Origin of the sequence: Billgrantia gudaonensis (assembly GCF_900100195.1) — a bacterium.
GTDB lineage: Bacteria > Pseudomonadota > Gammaproteobacteria > Pseudomonadales > Halomonadaceae > Halomonas > Halomonas gudaonensis.
This window is the reverse complement of the sequence record NZ_FNES01000003.1, coordinates 325,891-345,281: the sequence shown is the minus strand read 5'-3', so window position 1 is coordinate 345,281 and position 19,391 is coordinate 325,891. Positions and strand designations below refer to the sequence as shown.

Sequence of the window (19,391 nt, the reverse complement as noted above, 5' to 3'; positions counted from 1 at the left end):
TTATCCACAGTCATGATGCGCGGTGGTAGGATGTGGCGATCATTCACCCGCGAGGCTGAATTCCCCCATGTTCGGTTTTTTCAAGCGCAAGAAGCAGCACGACGAGCAGGAAGACCGGGAGCGGCAGGCACCGGAGGCGGAAGAGGAAACGAAAGCGCCGACAGAGTCGGAGCCCGAGACGGACGAAGCGGACCGCGAGGCGGCGGCTGATGGCGCCGTGTCGGCACCGCCCGAGACTGTTGCCGAACCCGAACCCGAACCCGAACCCGAACCCGAACCCGAACCCGAACCCGAACCCGAACCCGAACCCGAACCCGAACCCGAGCCCGAACCAGCGCCTGCGCGCCCGGCGCTGCAGGAGAAGCCGGGCGGCGAGAAGAAGGGGTGGTTCGCGCGCATCCGTGCCGGGCTCGGCAAGACCCGCGCCAACCTCACCGATGGGCTCGCCGGACTCTTCCTTGGCAAGAAGCAGATCGACGACGAGCTGCTCGAGGATCTCGAAACCCAATTGCTGCTGGCCGACGTGGGCATCGAGGCCACCACCGCCATCGTCGATCGGCTCACCGAACGGGTGTCGCGCAAGGAACTGGCCGATCCCCAGGCGCTCTACCGCGCTCTGCAGGAGGAACTCACGGCCATGCTCGATCCAGTGGCCCAACCGCTGGAGCTGCCGCCCAAGGGCGAGGGGCCCTTCGTCATCCTGGTCGTCGGCGTCAACGGCGTGGGCAAGACGACCACCATCGGCAAACTCACCCAGCGCTTCCAGCGCGAGGGGCGCAGCGTGATGCTAGCCGCCGGCGACACCTTTCGGGCTGCCGCCGTGGAACAGCTCAAGGTGTGGGGCGAGCGCAACAGCGTGCCGGTGATCGCCCAGCATACCGGCGCCGACAGCGCCTCGGTGGTCTTTGATGCCCTGGCGGCGGCGCGGGCGCGCAAGGTCGATGTGCTGATCGCCGATACCGCCGGGCGACTGCACAACAAGGCGCACCTCATGGAAGAGCTCAAGAAGGTGCGCCGTGTGATGGGCAAGCTCGACGCTACCGCCCCCCACGAGGTGATGCTGGTGCTCGATGCCGGTACCGGGCAGAACGCGCTCTCCCAGGCCAACACCTTCAACGAGGCGGTGCCGGTCACCGGCATCACCCTGACCAAGCTCGACGGCACGGCCAAGGGCGGCATCATCTTCGCCCTTGCCAAGCAGCTGGGCACGCCGATCCGATTCATCGGCGTGGGCGAGTCGCTCGACGACCTGCGTCCCTTCGCGGCCAGGGACTTCGTCGATGCGCTCTTCGATCAGGGCGATGCACGAGACAGCGCCTCGGCATGATCGTCTTCGAGCACGTGGGAAAACGCTATGGCGGTCGCTTCGATGCGCTCGCCAACCTCGATTTTCGCGTGCATCGCGGCGAAATGGTTTTTCTGACCGGCCATTCCGGGGCCGGCAAGAGTTCGCTGCTGCGACTGATCATGCGTCTCGAACGGCCCTCCCGTGGGCGCATTCTGGTCGCCGGGCATGACATCGGCCGCCTGCATGCCAGCCAGGTTCCGTTCTACCGCCGTCAGATCGGCGTGGTCTTCCAGGATCACCAACTGCTCTTCGATCGCTCGATCTATCACAACGTGGCCTTGCCGCTGGAGATCCGCGGCATGGATCCGCGCGAGGCGTCGCGTCGCGTGCGCGCCGCGCTCGACAAGGTGGGGCTCCTGCATCGCGAGCGTGCTCTGCCCATCGAGCTTTCCGGCGGCGAGCAGCAGCGCGTGGGCATCGCCCGGGCGGTGGTCAACAAACCATCGTTGTTACTGGCCGACGAGCCCACCGGCAACCTCGACCCGCAGCTCTCCGCCGACATCATGGCGCTGTTCGAGGACTTCAACCGCATCGGTACCACGGTGATGATCGCCAGCCATGACCTGGCGCTGATCGCCCGGCTGCGCCACCGGACCCTGCGCCTGCGCGAAGGGCGGTTGGTCGCCGACGAGGAGGCCGCATGAGTCGTCGGCCTGCCGCGCCGCCTCGCGGTGCCCGTACCCAGCGCACCCGCTCCTCGAGCCAACTGCGTGCCTGGCTGCGTCATCACCGGGCGATGAGCGCCGACAGCGCTCGGCGCCTGCTGCGCCACCCCATCGCCAGCCTGCTGACCATGTTGGCCATCGCCATCGCCCTGGTGCTGCCAGCGGCGCTGTGGCTCGCTCTGGACAGCGCCCGACTGCTCGATGCCGAACTCGACGCGAGCGCGACGCTGACCGCTTACCTGGAGTCCGCGGTGGACGCCGGCGAGGCGGGACGCATCGACGAGGCGATCGCCGCCCAGCCAGGGGTCGCGGCGACGCGCCTGATCACCGCTGCCGAGGGCATGGCCGAATTCCAGCAGGCCCTGGGGCTGGACGATGCACTGGCGCGGCTCGAGGACAATCCCCTGCCGGCGAGCATCGTGATCACTCCGGACGAGCCCTCGCCCGAGGCGGTGCGCTCCCTTGCCGGTGAACTCGAGGCGATGGCCGGCATCGACGAGGTGCGTCTCGACCTCGCCTGGCTCGAGCGGCTGCGCCAGCTGGCCGAGCTGGGGCAGCGCGTGGCCCTGGCACTTGCCGTGCTGTTCGGGCTCGGCGTGCTGCTGGTGGTGGGCAATACCATCCGCCTGGCGGTCGAGAGCCGCCGCCAGGAGATCGAGGTGGTGATGCTGATCGGCGCCACCCATGCTTTCGTTCGCCGTCCCTTTCTCTACAGCGGTGCCTGGTACGGCCTGGGCGGCGGTCTGCTGGCCTGGGGGCTGCTGGCGCTCGGTAACCAGTGGCTGGCCGCTCCGGTACGTGCCTTGGCGGCGAGCTATGGCGCGAATTTCTCGATGCCGCACCTGGGGCTGATAGGGTCGGCAACGCTATTGATCTGCAGTATACTATTGGGCTGGCTCGGCGCCTGGATCGCCGTTAGCCGCCACTTGTCAGAAGTGCGTCCACGATAGCGGGATCGCCCGCTTTCTCAGTGGATACTCGGCATGGATGGGAGCGCTGGCGGCAGGATCCGCCGAACGAGCCGGCAATGACGGAACATTTTCCGGTCCTGGCCGTCAAACTTGGCGACGACGGCCATAACGTGCGACCGATACGCTATGGTGGTGAACGCGGTTTACGTGAACAGCACATTGGGCTTCGAGGGAGACAACCTGCATATGAGCACCAGTCTTCTGCCGGTGGGTCAGTTATCGCCGGGACATGACCTCAACGGGTACATCCAGGCGGTCAACGGCATCCCCATGCTTTCCGCTGACGAGGAGCGTGACCTGGCCTTTCGTCTGCACGACGAAGGCGACCTGGAAGCGGCACGTCGCCTGGTGCTGTCGCACCTGCGTTTCGTCGTGCACATCGCCCGCAGCTACTCCGGCTACGGCCTGCCCCAGGCCGATCTGATCCAGGAGGGCAATGTGGGCCTGATGAAGGCGGTCAAGCGCTTCGACCCCAATCAGGGCGTGCGCCTGGTTTCCTTCGCCGTGCACTGGATCAAGGCCGAGATCCACGAATTCGTGCTGCGCAACTGGCGCATCGTCAAGATCGCCACCACCAAGGCTCAGCGGAAGCTGTTCTTCAATCTGCGCAGTGCCAAGAAGCGCCTCGCCTGGCTCAACGGCGACGAAGTCGAGGCCATCGCCAAGGATCTCGACGTCAAACCCGAGGTGGTGCGCGAGATGGAAGGGCGCCTGGCCGCCCACGACGCCGGTTTCGACGCGGCTCCGAGCGATGACGAGGAATCGGCCTATCAGGCGCCGGTACACTATCTCGACGATGCCGCCGCCGACCCGGCCACCCAGCTCGAAGACAGCGACTGGGAAGACGATGCCAGCCGTCGGCTTCAGCTAGCGCTCGAGGCGCTCGATGAACGTTCCCGAGACATTCTGCAGCGACGCTGGCTGGCCGAGGACAAGGCCACTCTGCACGAGCTGGCCGATGTCTACGGCGTTTCCGCCGAGCGGATACGCCAGCTCGAGAAGAATGCCATGAAGAAGATTCGCCAGCAGCTGGGCGATACGCTGGCTGCCTGAGCGGTGGCGCTCATCGCCTCCGCCACACGACGACGCCCCGGCCAAGGCCGGGGCGTCGTGCGTTGAAGGCGTTTACCAGCGACGCTCGCGAACAGGATGCACGCTCTTCGTCGGCAGTACCTTTGCGTGCTTCAGGCGGTCTGGGCGGCGGGGCGCAGAAGCTGGGCCGAGAGCAGAGCCCACTGGTCGTCCCAGTGCTCGGTGGGGCGGCGTTGGAAGTCGCTGCGCACGTACTGGGCGATACGCCCCTCGGCCTGGGCCATCAGCAGGTTGGCCGTCGCCGAGACGGGCAGGGTGGGGCGACGCCCTTCGCGCAGCTCGGCCTCGCGCAGCACCTGCTTGAGCTGGGTCTCCAGGCGCTCGAAGAGCTGGTGGATGCGTTGGCGCAGTCGCGCCGTCTCGCCGGTCAGCACGTCGCCATCGAGCAGTCTCGACAGGCCGGGGTTCTTCTCGGCGAAGGCGAGGAGCAGGGTGAGAATCTGGCCGCAGCGCGACACGGCATCGGGGGCCTCCTCGAGAATGCGCGTGATGCGCTCGAACAGGGTCTCCTCGATGAAGGCGATCAACCCTTCGAACATGCGTGCCTTGCTGGGAAAATGGCGATAGAGCGCGGCCTCGGAAACGCCCACCTGGCGGGCCAGTGCCGCGATGGTGATGCGTTTGCCGCTGTCTTCCTCCAGCATCAGCGCGAGCGCCTGAAGGATCTGCTCGCGGCGGCTGGGTGGGTGAGTTTCCTGCGTCATGTCGTTCGGTTCTTTTATGGGTATCGTTGCATCCTAATGGGCGCCCGGCGGCAGCGCAAAAAAGCGGCTCCGGGAGCGGCGGCTCAATCGGGGAGGTCCTCGCGACGCTCGTCGGTAATCAGAGTGCCTACCCCGGCATTGGTGAATATTTCCAGCAGGGTGGCGTGAGGCACGCGCCCATCGATGATGTGGGCGCTCGCCACACCGCCTTTCACGGCCTCCAGGGCGCAGCGGATCTTGGGCAGCATGCCGCCGTGGATGGTGCCGTCGGCGATCAGGGCATCCACCTGGGCGGTGGTGAGCCCGGTGAGCACCTGGCCGGCGGCATTCATCAAACCGGCCACGTTGGTCAGCAGCATCAGCTTCTCGGCGCCGAGCGCCTCGGCCACCTTGCCGGCCACCAGGTCGGCGTTGATGTTGTAGCTGCGGCCGTCGGCATCGACGCCGATGGGGGCGATCACCGGAATGAAGTCGCGCGCGGCGAGCATCTCGATCAGCTCGGTGGAGATATGCTCGACCTCGCCGACGTGGCCGATGTCGATGATCTCGGGGGCGGTCATTTCCGGGGTCTGGTGCTCCACACGGAGCTGGCGGGCACGGATCTGGGCGCCGTCCTTGCCGGTCAGGCCGATGGCCTTGCCGCCGCACTGGTTGATCAGGTTGACGATGCCCTTGTTGACCAGCCCGCCGAGCACCATCTCGACGACATCCATGGTCTCGGCGTCGGTGACGCGCATGCCGCCCACGAAGCGCGACTCGATCTTGAGCTTCTCCAGCAGTTCGCCGATCTGCGGGCCGCCGCCGTGCACCACTACCGGATTGATGCCCACTTCCTTCATCAGCACCATGTTGCGGGCGAAGGAGTCGATCAGGGTGTCTTCGGTCATGGCGTTGCCGCCGTACTTGACGACCACGGTCTTGCCGGAGAAGCGCTGGATGTAGGGCAGTGCCTCGGAGAGTACCTCCACCACCAGCCGGGGGTCGCGGGTCTGTTCGGTCATCGGGTTTCCTCGTCTCTTGCCACCGCAGTGGGACTGCGGCGGGCGGTCGATCCCGGCGCTTCAGAGCGCCACATCGAGTTCCGGTGCCGCTGCCGTCAGGGCGGCGACGAAGCGGCTGCGCACGCGCTCGAGCGCTGCCTCGTCCTTGCCCTCGAAACGCAGTACCAGCACCGGAGTGGTGTTGGAGGCGCGGCACAGCCCCCAGCCGTCGGGGTAGTCGACGCGGATGCCGTCGAGAGTGGTCTTCACGCCGGTTTCGCCGAAGTCGCCCTCGCGGGCGAGCTTGTCCACCAGCTCGAACTTGGTCTCGTCGCTGACCGGCACGTTGATTTCGGGGGTGCCGATGTCCTGCGGGAAGCGCGCGAAGAAGGCGTCGGCGTCGACGGTCTGCTTCGACAGGATTTCCAGCAACCTGGCCGCAGCGTAGAGCCCGTCGTCGAAGCCGTACCAGCGCTCCTGAAAGAAGATGTGGCCGCTCATCTCGCCGGCAAGGGCCGCGCCGGTTTCCTTCATGCGTGCCTTGATCAGCGAGTGGCCGGTACGCCACATCTCGGGCTCGCCGCCGGCTGCATCGATCACCTGGGCCAGGTTGCCGGTGCACTTGACGTCGAAGATCACTCGAGCGCCGGGGTTGCGTGCCAGCATGTCCTCGGCGAAGGCCATCAGTAGGTGGTCGGGGTAGATCAGTGCACCGCTCGGGGTGACCACGCCCAGGCGGTCGCCGTCGCCATCGAAGGCCAGGCCGATGTCGGCATCGCTCTCCTGCACCGTGCGGATGAGGTCCTGGAGGTTCTCGGGCTTTCCCGGGTCCGGGTGGTGGTTGGGGAAGGTGCCGTCGATCTCGGCGAACAGCGGTATCGTTTCGGCGCCGAGCGCCGCGATGAGTCGTGGACCCAACTCGCCGGCCACGCCGTTGCCGCAGTCAACCACCGCCTTGAGGGGGCGGGTCAGCTTGACGTCGCCGAGGATGCGTTCGAGGTAGGCGTCGCGCACGTCCTCCTGGCGCACCTCGCCTTCGCCCTCGGCCAGGTCGCCTTCCTCGAGCCGGCGATGCAGGTCGGTGATCGCCGCGCCGGAGAGCGTCTCGCCATCCAGCACGATCTTGAATCCGTTGTAGTCCGGCGGGTTGTGGCTGCCGGTGACCATCACCCCCGAGGTGGTTCCCTCGAGCCAATGCGTGGCGAAGTAGAGCACTGGGGTGGGGACCCTGCCGATGTCGATGACGTCGCGCCCGGCGGCTGTGAGGCCGCGCACCAGGGCGTCTTCGAGTCGCGGGCCGGAGAGGCGGCCGTCGCGGGCCACGACGACGGTGGATTCGCCGCGGGCGGCGGCTTCGCTGCCGATGGCGCGGCCGATTCGCTCGACCCCTGCCTCGGTCAGAGTGTCGTCGACGATGCCGCGAATGTCATAGGCGCGAAAGATGGAAGCCGGAACCTGACTCATGGCGTTTCCTTGGCGATCGATGGTGATGAGAAACCGGGGCGAAGGGCGTCAACGGCGTCCCGAGCTGCCGAAGCCGCCGGCACCGCGCCGGCTGGCGTCGAAGTCCTCGACGACCCGGAGTTCGGCCTGGACCACCGGAACCAGCACATACTGCGCCAGGCGTTCGAAGGGTTCCAGTACGAAGGGGCGGTCGCCGCGGTTCCAGGTGGAGATCATCAGCTCGCCCTGGTAGTCGGAATCGATCAGTCCCACCAGATTGCCGAGCACGATGCCGTGCTTGTGGCCGAGGCCCGAGCGCGGCAGGATCATGCCGGCCAGGCCCGGGTCGCCGATGTGCACGGCGAGCCCCGTGCGCACCAGCTCGCACTGTCCGGGCTGCAGCGTCAGCGGAGCATCGAGCAGGGCGTGTAGATCCATGCCGGCGGAACCGGTCGTGGCATAGCGTGGCAGGAAGTCGGCCATGCGCTCGTCGAGCAGCTTGACGGCGAGCAGTGGAGTGGGCACGACGGCATGTGAGTCGGGCATTGGCGGCTCCAGACAAGGAGGGTGGGAAGGTGGCTAGTGGGCGGCAGTGGCTCGGCGCCGTTCCAGGGCGCGTTCGATGACGGCACGGGCGAGCGCTGACTTGGGCTGGGGCGGCAGGACCTCGCCTCCGTCGCCGTCGGCGTCGCGCCACAGCAGCAGGGCGGCATTGTCGTCGGCACCGAAGCCCAGCCCCGCGGCGGAGACGTCGTTGGCGACGATCATGTCGAGGCCCTTGCGGTTCAGCTTGTCCCGCGCGTAAGCCTCGAGGTCGCGGGTCTCGGCAGCGAAGCCGACCACGAAGGGACGGTCGGGGCGCGCCGCCACCTCGGCGACGATGTCGGGATTCTCGATCAGCCGCAGAGTCAGGCCCGTTTCGCCATCACGCTTCTTGAGCTTGTGCTCGGCCGGGCTTTCGGCGCGGTAGTCGGCCACGGCGGCACAGCCGATGAACAGATCGCACTCGCCGGCCAACCGCTGGGCGGCCTCGTGCATCTCGCGGGCCGTCTCCACGTCGAGGCGTTCCACCCCTGGGGGAGTGGCCAGCGCCACCGGGCCGCTGATCAGGGTGACGCGAGCCCCTTGGGCGGCAGCGGCCGTGGCCAGCGCATAGCCCATCTTGCCGGAGCTGTGATTGGAGAGGTAGCGCACCGGATCGAGCGGTTCGCGGGTCGGGCCGGCAGTGATCACCACGTGGAAACCCGCAGCGGCATGCGAACCCGTCGTCGGATCGAGATCGCCGAGCGCCGATACGATGGCTTCGGGTTCGAGCATGCGCCCGGGGCCGGTGTCGCCGCAGGCTTGGTCGCCGCTGTCAGGGCCCAGCAGTCGCCAGCCGTCGGCAATGAGCTGGTCGGCGTTGCGCTGGGTCGCCGGATGGCGCCACATCGCCTGGTTCATGGCCGGTGCCATGATCCGCTCTGCGTCGCTTGCCAGGCATAGGGTGGTGAGGAGGTCGTCGGCCTGGCCGGTGGCCAGCCGCGCCATCAGGTCGGCGGTGGCCGGAGCGATCAGGATGGTGTCGGCCCAGCGTGCCAGCTCGATGTGTCCCATGCCGGCTTCGGCGTCGGGGTCGAGCAGCGAAGTACGAACCGCCTCACCGGTGAGCGCCTGAAGGGTCAAGGGGGTGATGAAGGCCTGGGCGCCTTCGGTCATGACCACGCGGACTTCGGCACCCGCCTGCCTGAGCAGGCGAGCGAGCATGGCACTCTTGTAGGCGGCGATGCCGGCGCTGATGCCGAGCAGGTAACGCCGCCCGGCGTGCCGGTTGGCGGAGGAAAAAGAGGACGACATGACGGCTTCCCGCGCTGGAATCCAGCCATCTACCTTACCACCCTGGCGAATGTCGCGCAGCCGCGGTGTGACGTTGGCCGAGCGGCTACACTGGTGGATGCGGCGGGAATGCCGTGAGGCGGTCTCGCAACGCTGAAGCCATCATCGAGAAGGAGACAGGGATGTCGATTCGCGACTGGCCGGAGGGCGAGCGCCCCCGGGAAAAACTGCTGGCGCTGGGGGCCGAGGCGCTTTCCGATGCCGAGTTGCTGGCGATCTTTCTGCGCGTGGGCGTGGCCGGTCGCTCGGCGGTGGACCTGGCTCGCGATCTGCTTCTCGAGTTCGGCGGCCTGCGCCAGTTGCTCGAGGCCGATCGCGAGCGTTTCTGTGCAGCCAGGGGCATGGGCAGCGCCAAGTTCGTTCAGTTGCAGGCGACGCTGGAGCTGTCGCGGCGTCACCTGGCGAGCCAGCTGGCCCGGGGCGATGCACTGACCTCGCCGACCCTGGTGCGGGCCTACCTGGCCTCCCAGTTGCGTCACCTGGGCCATGAGGAGTTCGCCGCGCTGTTTCTCGACACCCAGCATCGGGTCATCCGCTTCGAGTCGCTGTTCCGCGGTACCCTGGACAGTGCTTCCGTCTACCCTCGGGAGGTGGCGCGCCGGGCGCTGGAGCTGGGAGCCGGAGCGGTTATCTTCGCCCACAATCACCCGTCCGGCGTTGCCGAGCCCAGCGGAGCCGACCGGCGCATCACCGAGCGGCTCCGCGAGGCACTCGCGCTGTTCGAAATTCGGGTGCTGGATCATTTCGTGGTCGGGGATGGGGAGGTGGTGTCGTTCGCCGAACGCGGCTGGCTTTAGACCGCCTCTTCGATCTGTCCCCGTCATGCCCAACTGCGATTCCCCTAAGTCTTTGCGGATGGACTTGCCTGTAAGGGGGCGCTCTGGTATAAAGTGCAGCCTTTGAATTCCCTTGGGTCAAATCACAACGGGGTCGTTCCCGGTTTGCCCGACAGGTTTTGAACACTCAGGTCGCGAATGCTCATGTCGCGAATACCTGGCCAAGCGGTTGGAGGCTCCCATGTCCAAAGTATGTCAGGTTACCGGCAAGCGCCCGGTGACTGGTAACAACGTTTCACACTCCCAGCGCAAGACGCGTCGTCGCTTCTTGCCCAATCTGCACTCCCACCGCTTCTGGGTGGAGTCGGAGAACCGCTTCGTCAAGCTGCGCGTTTCCTCCAAGGGCATGCGCATCATCGACAAGAAGGGCATCGAGGCGGTGCTCAGCGACATTCGCAAGCGCGGCGAAGCCGTCTAAGTCAAGCGTTCACCTGAGGGAGAGCAGTCATGCGCGACAAGATCAGAATGGTGTCCAGCGCCGGTACCGGCCACTTCTACACCACCGACAAGAACAAGCGGAACACTCCGGACAAGCTCGAGATGAAGAAGTTCGACCCGGTGGTCCGCAAGCACGTGATGTACAAGGAAGCCAAGATCAAGTAACGCTTGATGGCATCCTTCCGCAGGTAGCGAGACCTGTCCCTGAACCCGGCCCTGAGGTCGGGTTCTTGCGTATCGACGGACGAGACCATGCCCGAGCTACCCGAAGTCGAGACCACCCGCCGCGGCATCGCTCCTCACGTGGAGGGGCGCGAGGTCGTCGAGGTGATCGTGCGCGAGCCGCGTCTGCGCGTGCCGGTACCGGCCGACCTCGTCGACCGGCTGGTGGGAGCTCGCCTGGGACCGCTCGGCCGGCGCGCCAAGTACCTGCTGGTGCCCGTCGAGAGCGACGAGCCCGGTACGCTGCTGTGGCACCTGGGCATGTCCGGCAGCCTGCGCATCGCGCGCCTGGGCGAGTTGCCGCGCAAGCACGATCACCTCGACCTGGTGCTCGGCGACGGCGGCATCCTGCGCTACCACGATCCGCGTCGCTTCGGCTTCGTCGACTGGCTGACCGGCAGCGTGGGGGTCGACCGCCGGCTGGCGCGGCTGGGGCCGGAGCCACTGTCCGAGTCTTTCGACGGTGAGCGGCTCTACCGTCTGTCGCGCGGACGCCGCCTTGCCGTCAAGCCCTTCGTGATGGACAGTGCCGTGGTGGTCGGCGTGGGCAACATCTATGCTGCCGAGGCGCTGTTCCTGGCCGGCATCGATCCGCGACGCAGTGCCGGGCGTGTCTCGCTGGCGCGTTATCACCGCCTTGCCGCGGCGGTGAAGGAGGTGCTGGCCGCCGCCATCACGCAAGGCGGAACGACCCTGCGAGACTTCGTCGGCGGTACCGGCGAGCCGGGCTATTTCAAGCAGCGCCTCAACGTCTATGGCCGTGCCGGCGAGGCCTGTCGGCGTTGCGGCGACGAGCTGCGGCTGGTGACGCTCGGCCAGCGAGCCAGCGTCTTCTGTGCCCGCTGCCAGACCTGACCCCTTTTCTGCGAGATGGATCATGACCCAAGCGCTGCGTCTGAAGAAGAATGCCGACCGCCGACTCAAGGCCGGCCATCTGTGGCTCTACTCCAACGAGATCGATACCGACGCCACGCCGCTCAAGGACTTCGAGCCGGGGGCTCAAGCGCTGGTGGAAGCGGCCGGCGGCAAGCCGTTGGGCATCGCTTACGTCAACCCCCACTCGCTGATCTGCGCGAGGGTGGTCTCGCGCGACCCGAGCGTGCGGCTGGATCGTTCGCTGCTGGTGCACCGCTTCAACCAGGCACTGGCGCTGCGCGAGCGGCTCTATGCGAAGCCCTTCTACCGGCTGGTTCACGGCGAAGGCGATCTGCTGCCGGGTCTGGTGGTCGACCGTTTCGATGACGTGGTCGTCGTGCAGCTCAATACGCTGGGCATGGAGCGTCTCGGCGAGGAGGTCGTGGCCGCCCTCGACAAGGTGCTCGCACCGCGTGTCATCGTCTTCAAGAACGACTCCTCGGGACGGCGCCAGGAGCGGCTCGAGGCGAGCGTCGAGGTGGTCAAGGGCTCGCTCGACGGGCCGGTACTGATGGAGGAGAACGGCGTACGCTTCGCGGTACCGGTGCTCGACGGCCAGAAGACCGGCTGGTTCTACGACCATCGCCCCAACCGTGCCTGGCTCAACGCCCTGGTGCCCGGCAAACGGGTCCTCGACGTGTTCAGCTACGTCGGGGGCTGGGGCGTGCAGGCGGCGGCTCATGGCGCCTCGGAAGTGCTGTGCGTGGACGCCAGCGTCCCGGCGCTGGAGCGGGTGTCCGAAAATGCCGCGCTCAATGGCCTGCACGAACGGGTGGCGGTGGGCGAGGGCGACGCTTTCGAGGCCCTGTCGGCACTTCGCGCTGAGGGTGAGCGCTTCGACGTGGTGATCCTCGACCCTCCCGCCTTCATCAAGAAGCGCAAGGACATCGCCAGCGGAGAGCGCGCCTACTCACGGCTCAACCGCGAAGCGATGCGCCTGCTGGGGCGCGATGGCCTGCTGCTATCGGCATCGTGCTCCATGCACCTGGCCCCCGAGCGTCTCGTGGAGGTGGTACGCGGGGCCGTGCGCCATCAGGACCGTCACGGTCAGGTGATCTTTCAGGGCCATCAGGCGGGGGATCATCCGGTGCATCCGGCGATTCCCGAAACCGCCTACCTGAAGGCGCTGGGCGTCAGGGTGTTTCGGGACTAGCAGGGGAACGCCGGCGCTCGCTGCCGGCTCTACGCCCATGAATGACTTTTCCTACGTTCGCGTTTTCGCCCACTCCAATGCACTGCTGGTCAGTCATGTGGGGAATCTGCTCGAGGCAGCCGGCATTCCTGTCGAGCGGCACAATCTGGCGCTCGGCGGCGGTGCCGGCGAGCTGCCGCTGACCGAGTGCGAACCGCAAATCTGGGTGGCGCCGCACAATTACGAACGCGCAGAGGCCCTGATCCACGCCGCCATGACGGGCATCAGCGGGGCTCCGGGGTGGACCTGCCCCGGCTGCGGCGAGGCGCTGGAGGGGGCGTTCGATACCTGTTGGCGCTGTGGCACGCCGAGAGCCTGACTCCACCAGGATCGATCCAGCCAAGGAGAGCGCCATGTCGCAGGCGTGGGACCTTCCCGATCCGTTCGTCATCGAACTCACGGTGGCCGCGTCGGCCATCGACGAATATGGGCATGCCAATAACGCCGAGTATCTGCGCTGGGTCGAACGGGTGAGCTGGGCCCACTCGGAGCACCTGGGGCTCGACCTGGCGCGCTACCGCGAGCTGGACCGCGCCATGGCGGTGCATCGTCACGAACTCGACTACCTGGCCCCGGCCTTTCAGGGAGAGCGCCTGCAACTGGCGACGTGGATCGTCGGCTGCGATGGCCGCCTCACCCTGACTCGGCGCTTCCAGCTGATACGTTCTGCCGACGACCGTACTCTGCTGCGAGCTCGTACACGCTTCGCCTGCATCGAACTCTCCAGCGGTCGGCCGCGGCGCCTCCCCGAGGAATACGTTGCCATCTACGGCGGTGCGCGCATTGCCGAGTGAGGCTGTGTTTTTTTTGTCAGCCTTTTTTCTTTCGATACGATTTTCTGATGTGAATTTGATATTTGGAGTTTGTTACCGTTTTTCGTTTTGGCTCCTTCATGTTTTGACTGCCTGTGCTGTAATGCGCGTGTTCCCATCTAACAACACGCAGCAGATGCTCAGGAGGTACCCATGCAGATCGCCGTCCCGAAGGAAATCAAGAACCATGAATATCGCGTCGCCCTGACCCCCACGGGCGCACGCGAGCTGGTGGCACGTGGCCATCGAGTGACCGTGCAGGCCGGTGCCGGCGAAGGTGCGGGCTTCCCCGATGCCGCCTACGAAGCGGCCGGCGCGGCGCTGGAAGCCGACGTGGCCAAGGTGTGGGACGCCGCCGAGCTGATCCTCAAGGTCAAGGAGCCGCAATCCGAGGAGGTCGCGCGCCTGAAGGCCGGCCAGACGCTGTTCACCTACCTGCACCTCGCCGCCGAGGAGCGCCTGACCCGCGGCCTGATGGCCAGCGGTGCTACCTGCATCGCCTACGAAACCATCACCGACCGCCAGGGCGGTCTGCCGCTGCTGGCGCCGATGAGCACCGTGGCCGGGCGCATGGCCATCCAGGCGGGCGCCCACAGTCTGGAGAAGGCTCAGGGCGGATCCGGCGTGCTGCTGCCCGGCGTGCCCGGCGTGGCTCCGGCCAAGGTGGCGGTGATCGGCGGCGGTGTGGTGGGCGAGAACGCCGCCCGCATGGCGCTGGGCCTGGGCGCCGAGGTGACGGTGCTGGACAAGTCGATCCCGCGGCTGGAGACCCTCGACGACCGTTACCAGGGGCGCATGAAGACGGTGTTCTCCACTGCCGATGCCATCGACGAGGCGGTGCGCGAGAGCGACCTGATCGTTGGCGCGGTGCTGATTCCCGGCGCTGCCGCGCCCAAGCTGATCACCCGCGCCATGCTCGCCGACATGAAGCCCGGCAGCGTGCTGGTGGACGTGGCCATCGACCAGGGCGGCTGCTTCGAGACCAGCCGTGCCACCACCCACGCCGAGCCGACGTACATCGTCGACGGCGTCGTCCACTACTGCGTGGCCAACATGCCGGGCGCCGTGGCGCGCACGTCCACTCAGGCGCTGACCAATGCCACCATGCCCTACGTCATCGCCCTGGCCGACAAGGGCTGGAAGCAGGCGCTGGCCGACGATGCCCACTTCCTGCCCGGGCTCAACGTCCACGACGGCCAGGTCACCTACCGGGCCGTGGCCGAAGCTTTCGACCTTGAGAGCGTCGATCCCGCGCGCCTGGTGAGCTAATCACTCAGCACCTAGGCATCCCACTGTGGCGAGCGGCGCCGGGGATAGGCCGCAGTGGAGGTCCGATGCCATGGGTGAGGAGCACTGCTCCGAACGGGCTGGCCATGGATGGCCAGCCCCGGTCCTGCAAGCGGAGCAGGATGCGAGAGCGAAGCAGGGCATCGGTAGCGCCCAGGGATGGATTTACAGCGCCTCCACGGAGGCCTGTCGCCGGGAAAGCCGCGGGGGACCGCATCTGGCTAGGTCGCCTTGACCGTCCCCTCGCGTTACCATAGCGGGCATTTCCGATCAGCAGAGTCCGCTTTCCATGAGTGCAGCTTCCCAGAAGACACGCGTTCTCACCGGCATCACCACCACCGGCACGCCCCACCTGGGCAACTACGTCGGCGCCATCAAGCCCGCCATCGCGGCCAGCCAGGATCCCAGCGTCCAGTCCTACTACTTCCTCGCCGACCTGCACGCCCTGATCAAGTGCCAGGATCCCAAGCGCGTGCAGGCGTCACGCCTGGAGATCGCCGCCACCTGGCTGGCGCTGGGCCTGGATACCGACAACGCTATCTTCTACCGCCAGTCGGACATTCCCGAGATCCCCGAGCTCACCTGGTTGCTCTCCTGCGTCTGCGCCAAGGGGCTGATGAACCGCGCCCACGCCTACAAGGCGGCGGTGGCGGAGAACGAGGCCGCCGGCAACCAGGATCCCGACAAGGGCATCACCATGGGCCTGTTCGGCTACCCGGTACTGATGGCCGCCGATATCCTGATGTTCAACGCCCACAAGGTGCCGGTGGGTCGTGACCAGATACAGCACATCGAGATGGCGCGTGACATCGCCGGTCGCTTCAACCATCTCTACAAGGGCGACTACTTCGCCTTGCCCGAGGCGGTGGTGGACGACGACGTGGCGACCCTGAACGGCCTCGATGGGCGCAAGATGTCCAAGAGCTACAACAACACCATCCCGCTGTTCGTGTCCGAGAAGAAGCTGCTCAAGCTGATTCGCAAGATCAAGACCAACTCGCTGGAACCCGGCGAACCCAAGGATCCCGACACCTGTACGCTGTTCCAGATCTATGCTGCCTTCGCCACTCGCGAGCAGCGCGAGGCGATGCGCGCGGAATACGCGGCGGGCATTGGCTGGGGCGAGGCCAAGAACCGCGTGTTCGACTACCTCAACGAGCACCTCAGGGAGCCCAGGGAGCGCTACCAGGCGCTGCTGGAAGATCCGGGGCATATCGAGGCGGTACTGATGAAGGGCGCCGAACGGGCCCGGGCCCAGGCGGCACCCACCATGGATCGCCTGCGTCAGGCGGCGGGCCTCGGTCGTTTCGTCTGACTCTGCGGGTGGTACCCACCCATGCTGCGGGCGCCCTTGGGCGCCCGCTGGCATTGCGTTACCGCTCGTTATTCCTTTAGAGAATTGATATCTTTTTTTAAATGCTTTTACGTGCTTTGCCTCGATGGTTATCCTGCCGGTCAATCGGGCACTAGCCCTTGACGACTTCAGGAGGACACCGTGAGTGAACTCGCCCTGACCCAGCGCCCCCGCCTTTCCGTACCTGCCATGGCAGCAGGCGCTCTGCTGCTGGGCGCCCTGGCCGTGGGTGCCGCCTTTGGCGCGCGCATCGGTTGGCTGATGGTGGTCGGCGGTCTGTTCGGCATGGTGCTTTACCATGCCGCCTTCGGCTTCACCGCGGCCTGGCGGGTATTCATCGTCGAGCGTCGCGGGCGCGGCCTGCGTGCGCAGATGGTGATGCTGGCCATCGCCGTGTTGCTATTCTTTCCCGCTCTGGGTGCCGGCAGCCTGTTCGGCCAGTCGGTCTACGGTTTCGTGGCGCCCATTGGCGTCTCGGTGGTGGTCGGTGCCTTTCTGTTCGGCGTGGGCATGCAACTGGGCGGTGGCTGCGCCTCCGGCACTCTGTTCACCGCCGGCGGCGGCAACGCGCGCATGCTGATCACTCTGCTGTTCTTCATCGTCGGTTCGCTGATCGGCACGGCTCACTTCAGCTGGTGGCAGAGCCTGCCGGCGTTTCGTCCCGTCTCGCTGGTCGGCGAATTCGGCGCTGGCGGCGGTATCGTCGTGAGTCTGGCGCTGTTCGCCGCCATTGCCGCCTTCACCGTACTGATGGAAAAGCGCCGTCATGGTCAGCTGGAGCAGGCGCCGCGTATCGACGCCGGCAACCGGCGCTGGCTGACCGGCCCCTGGCCGCTGCTGGCCGGTGCGGTGGCACTGGCGCTGCTCAACTTCGCGACCCTGGCCCTGGCCGGCCGGCCCTGGGGCATCACCTCGGCCTTCGCGCTGTGGGGGGCCAAGGGGTTCGAGTTCCTGGGCGGCGACGTCTCCGCCTGGGGCTACTGGCAGTCGCCCGGCAATGCTGCTGCCCTGCAGAACAGCGTATGGAGCGACATCACCACGGTGATGAACGTCGGCATCATGGTGGGCGCCCTGGTGGCGGCCTCGCTGGCCGGCAAGTTCGCTCCCAACTTTCGCATTCCGGCCAAGTCGGTGCTGGCTGCGGTGCTCGGCGGCATTCTGCTCGGTTACGGGGCGCGCCTGGCCTTCGGCTGCAACATCGGTGCCTACTTCAGCGGCATCGCCTCCGGCAGTCTGCATGGCTGGGTGTGGCTGGTGGCCGCCTTTGCCGGCAACATGCTGGGCGTCAAGCTGCGCCCGTTGTTCTTCGAGGGCGAGGCGGCTCGTCAGCCGGCCGCCAAGGGTTGCTGAGTGGCGAACCTGGCGAGCGTGCCGCGCCCCGGCTCCGGCCGGGGCGCCGCCGTTTCAGGCGTGGTAAAGTGTCGCACGAGGCGCCACTAGAGCGCCGAGACTGTGTCCGAAAGCTGGCTGCGCTCGCCGTCTTTCCAGGCACAGCCTACGGCACGTTCCAGTCACCGCATCGAGAGAAGAGATGACCACCGAACCCAAGCGTCCCCTCTACATTCCTTATGCCGGACCTCCGCTTCTGGAGATGCCACTGCTCAACAAGGGCAGTGCCTTCACCCGGGAGGAGCGCATCGAGTTCAACCTGATCGGCCTGCTGCCGCAGAATGTGGAGTCCATCGACGAACAGGTCGAGCGGGCCTACCGCCAGTACCAGCAGTGCCGGACCGACCTGGACAAGCACGTCTACCTGCGCGCCATTCAAGATGACAACGAGACCCTCTACTTTCGGCTGGTCTCGGAGCATCTGGCGGAGATGCTGCCGATCATCTACACGCCGACGGTCGGCAAGGCGTGCCAGGAGTTCTCGAACATCTATCGCAACCATCGCGGGCTGTTCGTCAGCTACACCGACCGCGAGTACATGGACGACATCCTGCGCAGCGCCACCAAGGACAACGTCAAGGTCATCGTCGCGACCGATGGGGAGCGCATCCTCGGCCTCGGCGATCAGGGCATCGGCGGCATGGGCATTCCCATCGGCAAGCTGGCTCTCTATACCGCCTGCGGCGGGATCAGCCCCGCCTATACCTTGCCGATCATGCTCGACGTGGGCACCAACAATCAGGCGTTACTGGACGATCCCATGTACATGGGCTGGCGGCATCCGCGCATCTCCCAGGAGGAGTACGATGCCTTCATGGCCGAGTTCATTGCGGCCGTGAAGCGGCGCTGGCCCAATGTGCTGCTGCAGTTCGAGGACTTCGCCCAGGCCAACGCCGTGCCCCTGCTGGAGCGCTACCGCAACGAACTGTGCTGCTTCAACGACGACGTTCAGGGTACCGCCTCGGTGGTCGTGGGTACCTTGATGGCGGCCTGCCAGGCTCGCGACGAGAGCATCGGCCAGCAGCGCGTGGTGTTCGTGGGTGCGGGGTCGGCCGGCTGCGGCATCGCCGAGCAGGTGGTGGTGGCCATGCAGGCCGAAGGTCTCTCCGAGAAGGAAGCCCGCAGTCGGGTGTTCATGGTCGACCGCGAAGGCTTGGTCACCGACGACCAGGCCTGGCTGCGCGATTTCCAGCGTCGTCTGGCCCACGATTCCGCCCTCACCGAGGGCTGGCAGGGGCAGGATCTGGTGGAAACGATCCGCCAGCTCGCGCCATCGGTACTGATCGGCGTCTGCGGCCGGCCGGGCATCTTCACCGAGGAAGTGGTGCGTACCATGCATGCCGGCTGTGAAATGCCAGTGATCATGCCGCTTTCCAACCCTACGTCCCAGGCCGAGGCGCTGCCGGAGGATGTCATCCGCTGGACCGAGGGGATGGCCCTGGTGGCGACAGGCAGCCCCTTCCCGCCTGTCGAGTATGAGGGACGCAAGATTCCCATCGCGCAGTGCAACAATGCCTACATTTTCCCGGGGATCGGCCTCGGCGTGGTGGCCGCCGGCGCGCGCCGGGTGACGGACGACATGCTGATGACCGCTTCACGTGCCCTGGCCCGGGAAGCGCCCATCGTCAAGGAGGGAAAGGGGGCGCTGCTACCGCCGTTGGGCAAGATTCGCGAGCTTTCCAAGGCCATCGCCTTCGACGTGGCAGCACAAGCCCAAGGCGAGGGAGTGGCGCTGAAGACAGATGGCATCAAGCTGCGTGCGGCCATCGAGCGCAACTGCTGGACGCCGGAGTATCGGCGCTATCGCCGACGGTCGTTCTAGACCGCGAGCCACGGGCTTCGAGCTAGAATGCTGCCCGAAGCCCGAA

20 protein-coding genes are annotated in these 19,391 nt (G+C 66.5%); 15 read left to right on the top strand and 5 right to left on the bottom strand.

The window, feature by feature from the left end; genetic code table 11:
- The first annotated feature begins 67 nt into the window (after positions 1 to 67).
- The 4 genes from ftsY (at position 68) to rpoH (ending at position 4,037) form a co-directional block, all read left to right on the top strand.
- Entirely contained in the window at positions 68 to 1,327 is a 1,260-nt protein-coding gene (gene ftsY, locus BLP96_RS05565) for a signal recognition particle-docking protein FtsY (RefSeq protein ID WP_089683956.1), read from the top strand.
- Positions 1,324 to 1,992: a cell division ATP-binding protein FtsE gene (ftsE, locus tag BLP96_RS05560; RefSeq protein WP_089683954.1), complete on the top strand. Its 669-nt coding sequence runs from the start codon at positions 1,324 to 1,326 to the stop codon at positions 1,990 to 1,992. The genes ftsY and ftsE overlap by 4 nt, the downstream gene beginning before the upstream one ends.
- On the top strand, positions 1,989 to 2,963 hold the full coding sequence (gene ftsX / locus BLP96_RS05555) for a permease-like cell division protein FtsX (RefSeq protein WP_089683952.1): 975 nt from the start codon (positions 1,989 to 1,991) through the stop codon (positions 2,961 to 2,963). Before ftsE ends, ftsX begins: the two co-directional genes overlap by 4 nt.
- Before the next feature lie 207 nt (positions 2,964 to 3,170).
- Positions 3,171 to 4,037 (top strand): RNA polymerase sigma factor RpoH, encoded by an 867-nt coding sequence (gene rpoH, locus BLP96_RS05550; RefSeq protein WP_089684092.1) that lies wholly within the window; start codon positions 3,171 to 3,173, stop codon positions 4,035 to 4,037.
- Between the two features lie 131 nt (positions 4,038 to 4,168).
- On the opposite strand, the gene slmA is transcribed toward rpoH, so the two are convergent.
- The 5 genes from slmA to coaBC all read right to left on the bottom strand — a co-directional run bounded on the left by slmA (position 4,169) and on the right by coaBC (position 9,039).
- Positions 4,169 to 4,780, bottom strand: a complete 612-nt coding sequence (gene slmA / locus BLP96_RS05545) for a nucleoid occlusion factor SlmA (protein ID WP_089683950.1) — start codon at positions 4,778 to 4,780, stop codon at positions 4,169 to 4,171.
- An 83-nt stretch (positions 4,781 to 4,863) separates the two neighbouring features.
- Positions 4,864 to 5,781, bottom strand: coding sequence for an acetylglutamate kinase (gene argB / locus BLP96_RS05540; protein ID WP_089683948.1), 918 nt, complete (start codon positions 5,779 to 5,781; stop codon positions 4,864 to 4,866).
- Between the two features lie 60 nt (positions 5,782 to 5,841).
- Positions 5,842 to 7,224: a phosphomannomutase/phosphoglucomutase gene (locus tag BLP96_RS05535; RefSeq protein WP_089683947.1), complete on the bottom strand. Its 1,383-nt coding sequence runs from the start codon at positions 7,222 to 7,224 to the stop codon at positions 5,842 to 5,844.
- Positions 7,225 to 7,272: 48 nt separating this feature from the next.
- Positions 7,273 to 7,749 carry a dUTP diphosphatase gene (gene dut, locus BLP96_RS05530; RefSeq protein WP_089683945.1) on the bottom strand — a complete coding sequence of 159 codons (477 nt, stop codon included), beginning with the start codon at positions 7,747 to 7,749 and terminating at the stop codon, positions 7,273 to 7,275.
- 33 nt (positions 7,750 to 7,782) lie between these two features.
- Positions 7,783 to 9,039, bottom strand: coding sequence for a bifunctional phosphopantothenoylcysteine decarboxylase/phosphopantothenate--cysteine ligase CoaBC (coaBC, locus tag BLP96_RS05525; RefSeq protein ID WP_089683944.1), 1,257 nt, complete (start codon positions 9,037 to 9,039; stop codon positions 7,783 to 7,785).
- A gap of 161 nt (positions 9,040 to 9,200) precedes the next feature.
- On the opposite strand from coaBC, the gene radC reads away from it, so the two are divergent.
- From radC to BLP96_RS05470, 11 genes are all read left to right on the top strand, one after another.
- On the top strand, positions 9,201 to 9,875 hold the full coding sequence (gene radC / locus BLP96_RS05520; protein ID WP_089683942.1) for a RadC family protein: 675 nt from the start codon (positions 9,201 to 9,203) through the stop codon (positions 9,873 to 9,875).
- Positions 9,876 to 10,095: 220 nt separating this feature from the next.
- Complete coding sequence (rpmB, locus tag BLP96_RS05515; protein ID WP_089683940.1) at positions 10,096 to 10,332, top strand: 50S ribosomal protein L28; 237 nt, start codon at positions 10,096 to 10,098, stop codon at positions 10,330 to 10,332.
- A 29-nt stretch (positions 10,333 to 10,361) separates the two neighbouring features.
- Complete coding sequence (gene rpmG / locus BLP96_RS05510; RefSeq protein WP_021819788.1) at positions 10,362 to 10,517, top strand: 50S ribosomal protein L33; 156 nt, start codon at positions 10,362 to 10,364, stop codon at positions 10,515 to 10,517.
- An 87-nt stretch (positions 10,518 to 10,604) separates the two neighbouring features.
- Positions 10,605 to 11,429 (top strand): bifunctional DNA-formamidopyrimidine glycosylase/DNA-(apurinic or apyrimidinic site) lyase, encoded by an 825-nt coding sequence (gene mutM / locus BLP96_RS05505; RefSeq protein ID WP_089683938.1) that lies wholly within the window; start codon positions 10,605 to 10,607, stop codon positions 11,427 to 11,429.
- Between the two features lie 22 nt (positions 11,430 to 11,451).
- Positions 11,452 to 12,642, top strand: a complete 1,191-nt coding sequence (locus BLP96_RS05500) for a class I SAM-dependent rRNA methyltransferase (protein ID WP_089683936.1) — start codon at positions 11,452 to 11,454, stop codon at positions 12,640 to 12,642.
- A 37-nt stretch (positions 12,643 to 12,679) separates the two neighbouring features.
- On the top strand, positions 12,680 to 13,000 hold the full coding sequence (locus BLP96_RS05495) for a putative signal transducing protein (protein ID WP_089683934.1): 321 nt from the start codon (positions 12,680 to 12,682) through the stop codon (positions 12,998 to 13,000).
- Positions 13,001 to 13,034: 34 nt separating this feature from the next.
- The gene (locus BLP96_RS05490; RefSeq protein WP_089683931.1) at positions 13,035 to 13,475 is read left to right on the top strand and encodes an acyl-CoA thioesterase; all 441 of its coding nucleotides are present in this window, start codon (positions 13,035 to 13,037) and stop codon (positions 13,473 to 13,475) included.
- A gap of 171 nt (positions 13,476 to 13,646) precedes the next feature.
- On the top strand, positions 13,647 to 14,762 hold the full coding sequence (gene ald / locus BLP96_RS05485; RefSeq protein WP_089683929.1) for an alanine dehydrogenase: 1,116 nt from the start codon (positions 13,647 to 13,649) through the stop codon (positions 14,760 to 14,762).
- 307 nt (positions 14,763 to 15,069) lie between these two features.
- Positions 15,070 to 16,095 carry a tryptophan--tRNA ligase gene (locus BLP96_RS05480; protein ID WP_089683927.1) on the top strand — a complete coding sequence of 342 codons (1,026 nt, stop codon included), beginning with the start codon at positions 15,070 to 15,072 and terminating at the stop codon, positions 16,093 to 16,095.
- 228 nt (positions 16,096 to 16,323) lie between these two features.
- The gene (locus BLP96_RS05475) at positions 16,324 to 17,484 is read left to right on the top strand and encodes a YeeE/YedE family protein (RefSeq protein WP_089684090.1); all 1,161 of its coding nucleotides are present in this window, start codon (positions 16,324 to 16,326) and stop codon (positions 17,482 to 17,484) included.
- 181 nt (positions 17,485 to 17,665) lie between these two features.
- Positions 17,666 to 19,345, top strand: coding sequence for an NAD-dependent malic enzyme (locus BLP96_RS05470; protein WP_089683924.1), 1,680 nt, complete (start codon positions 17,666 to 17,668; stop codon positions 19,343 to 19,345).
- Positions 19,346 to 19,391: the final 46 nt, after the last annotated feature.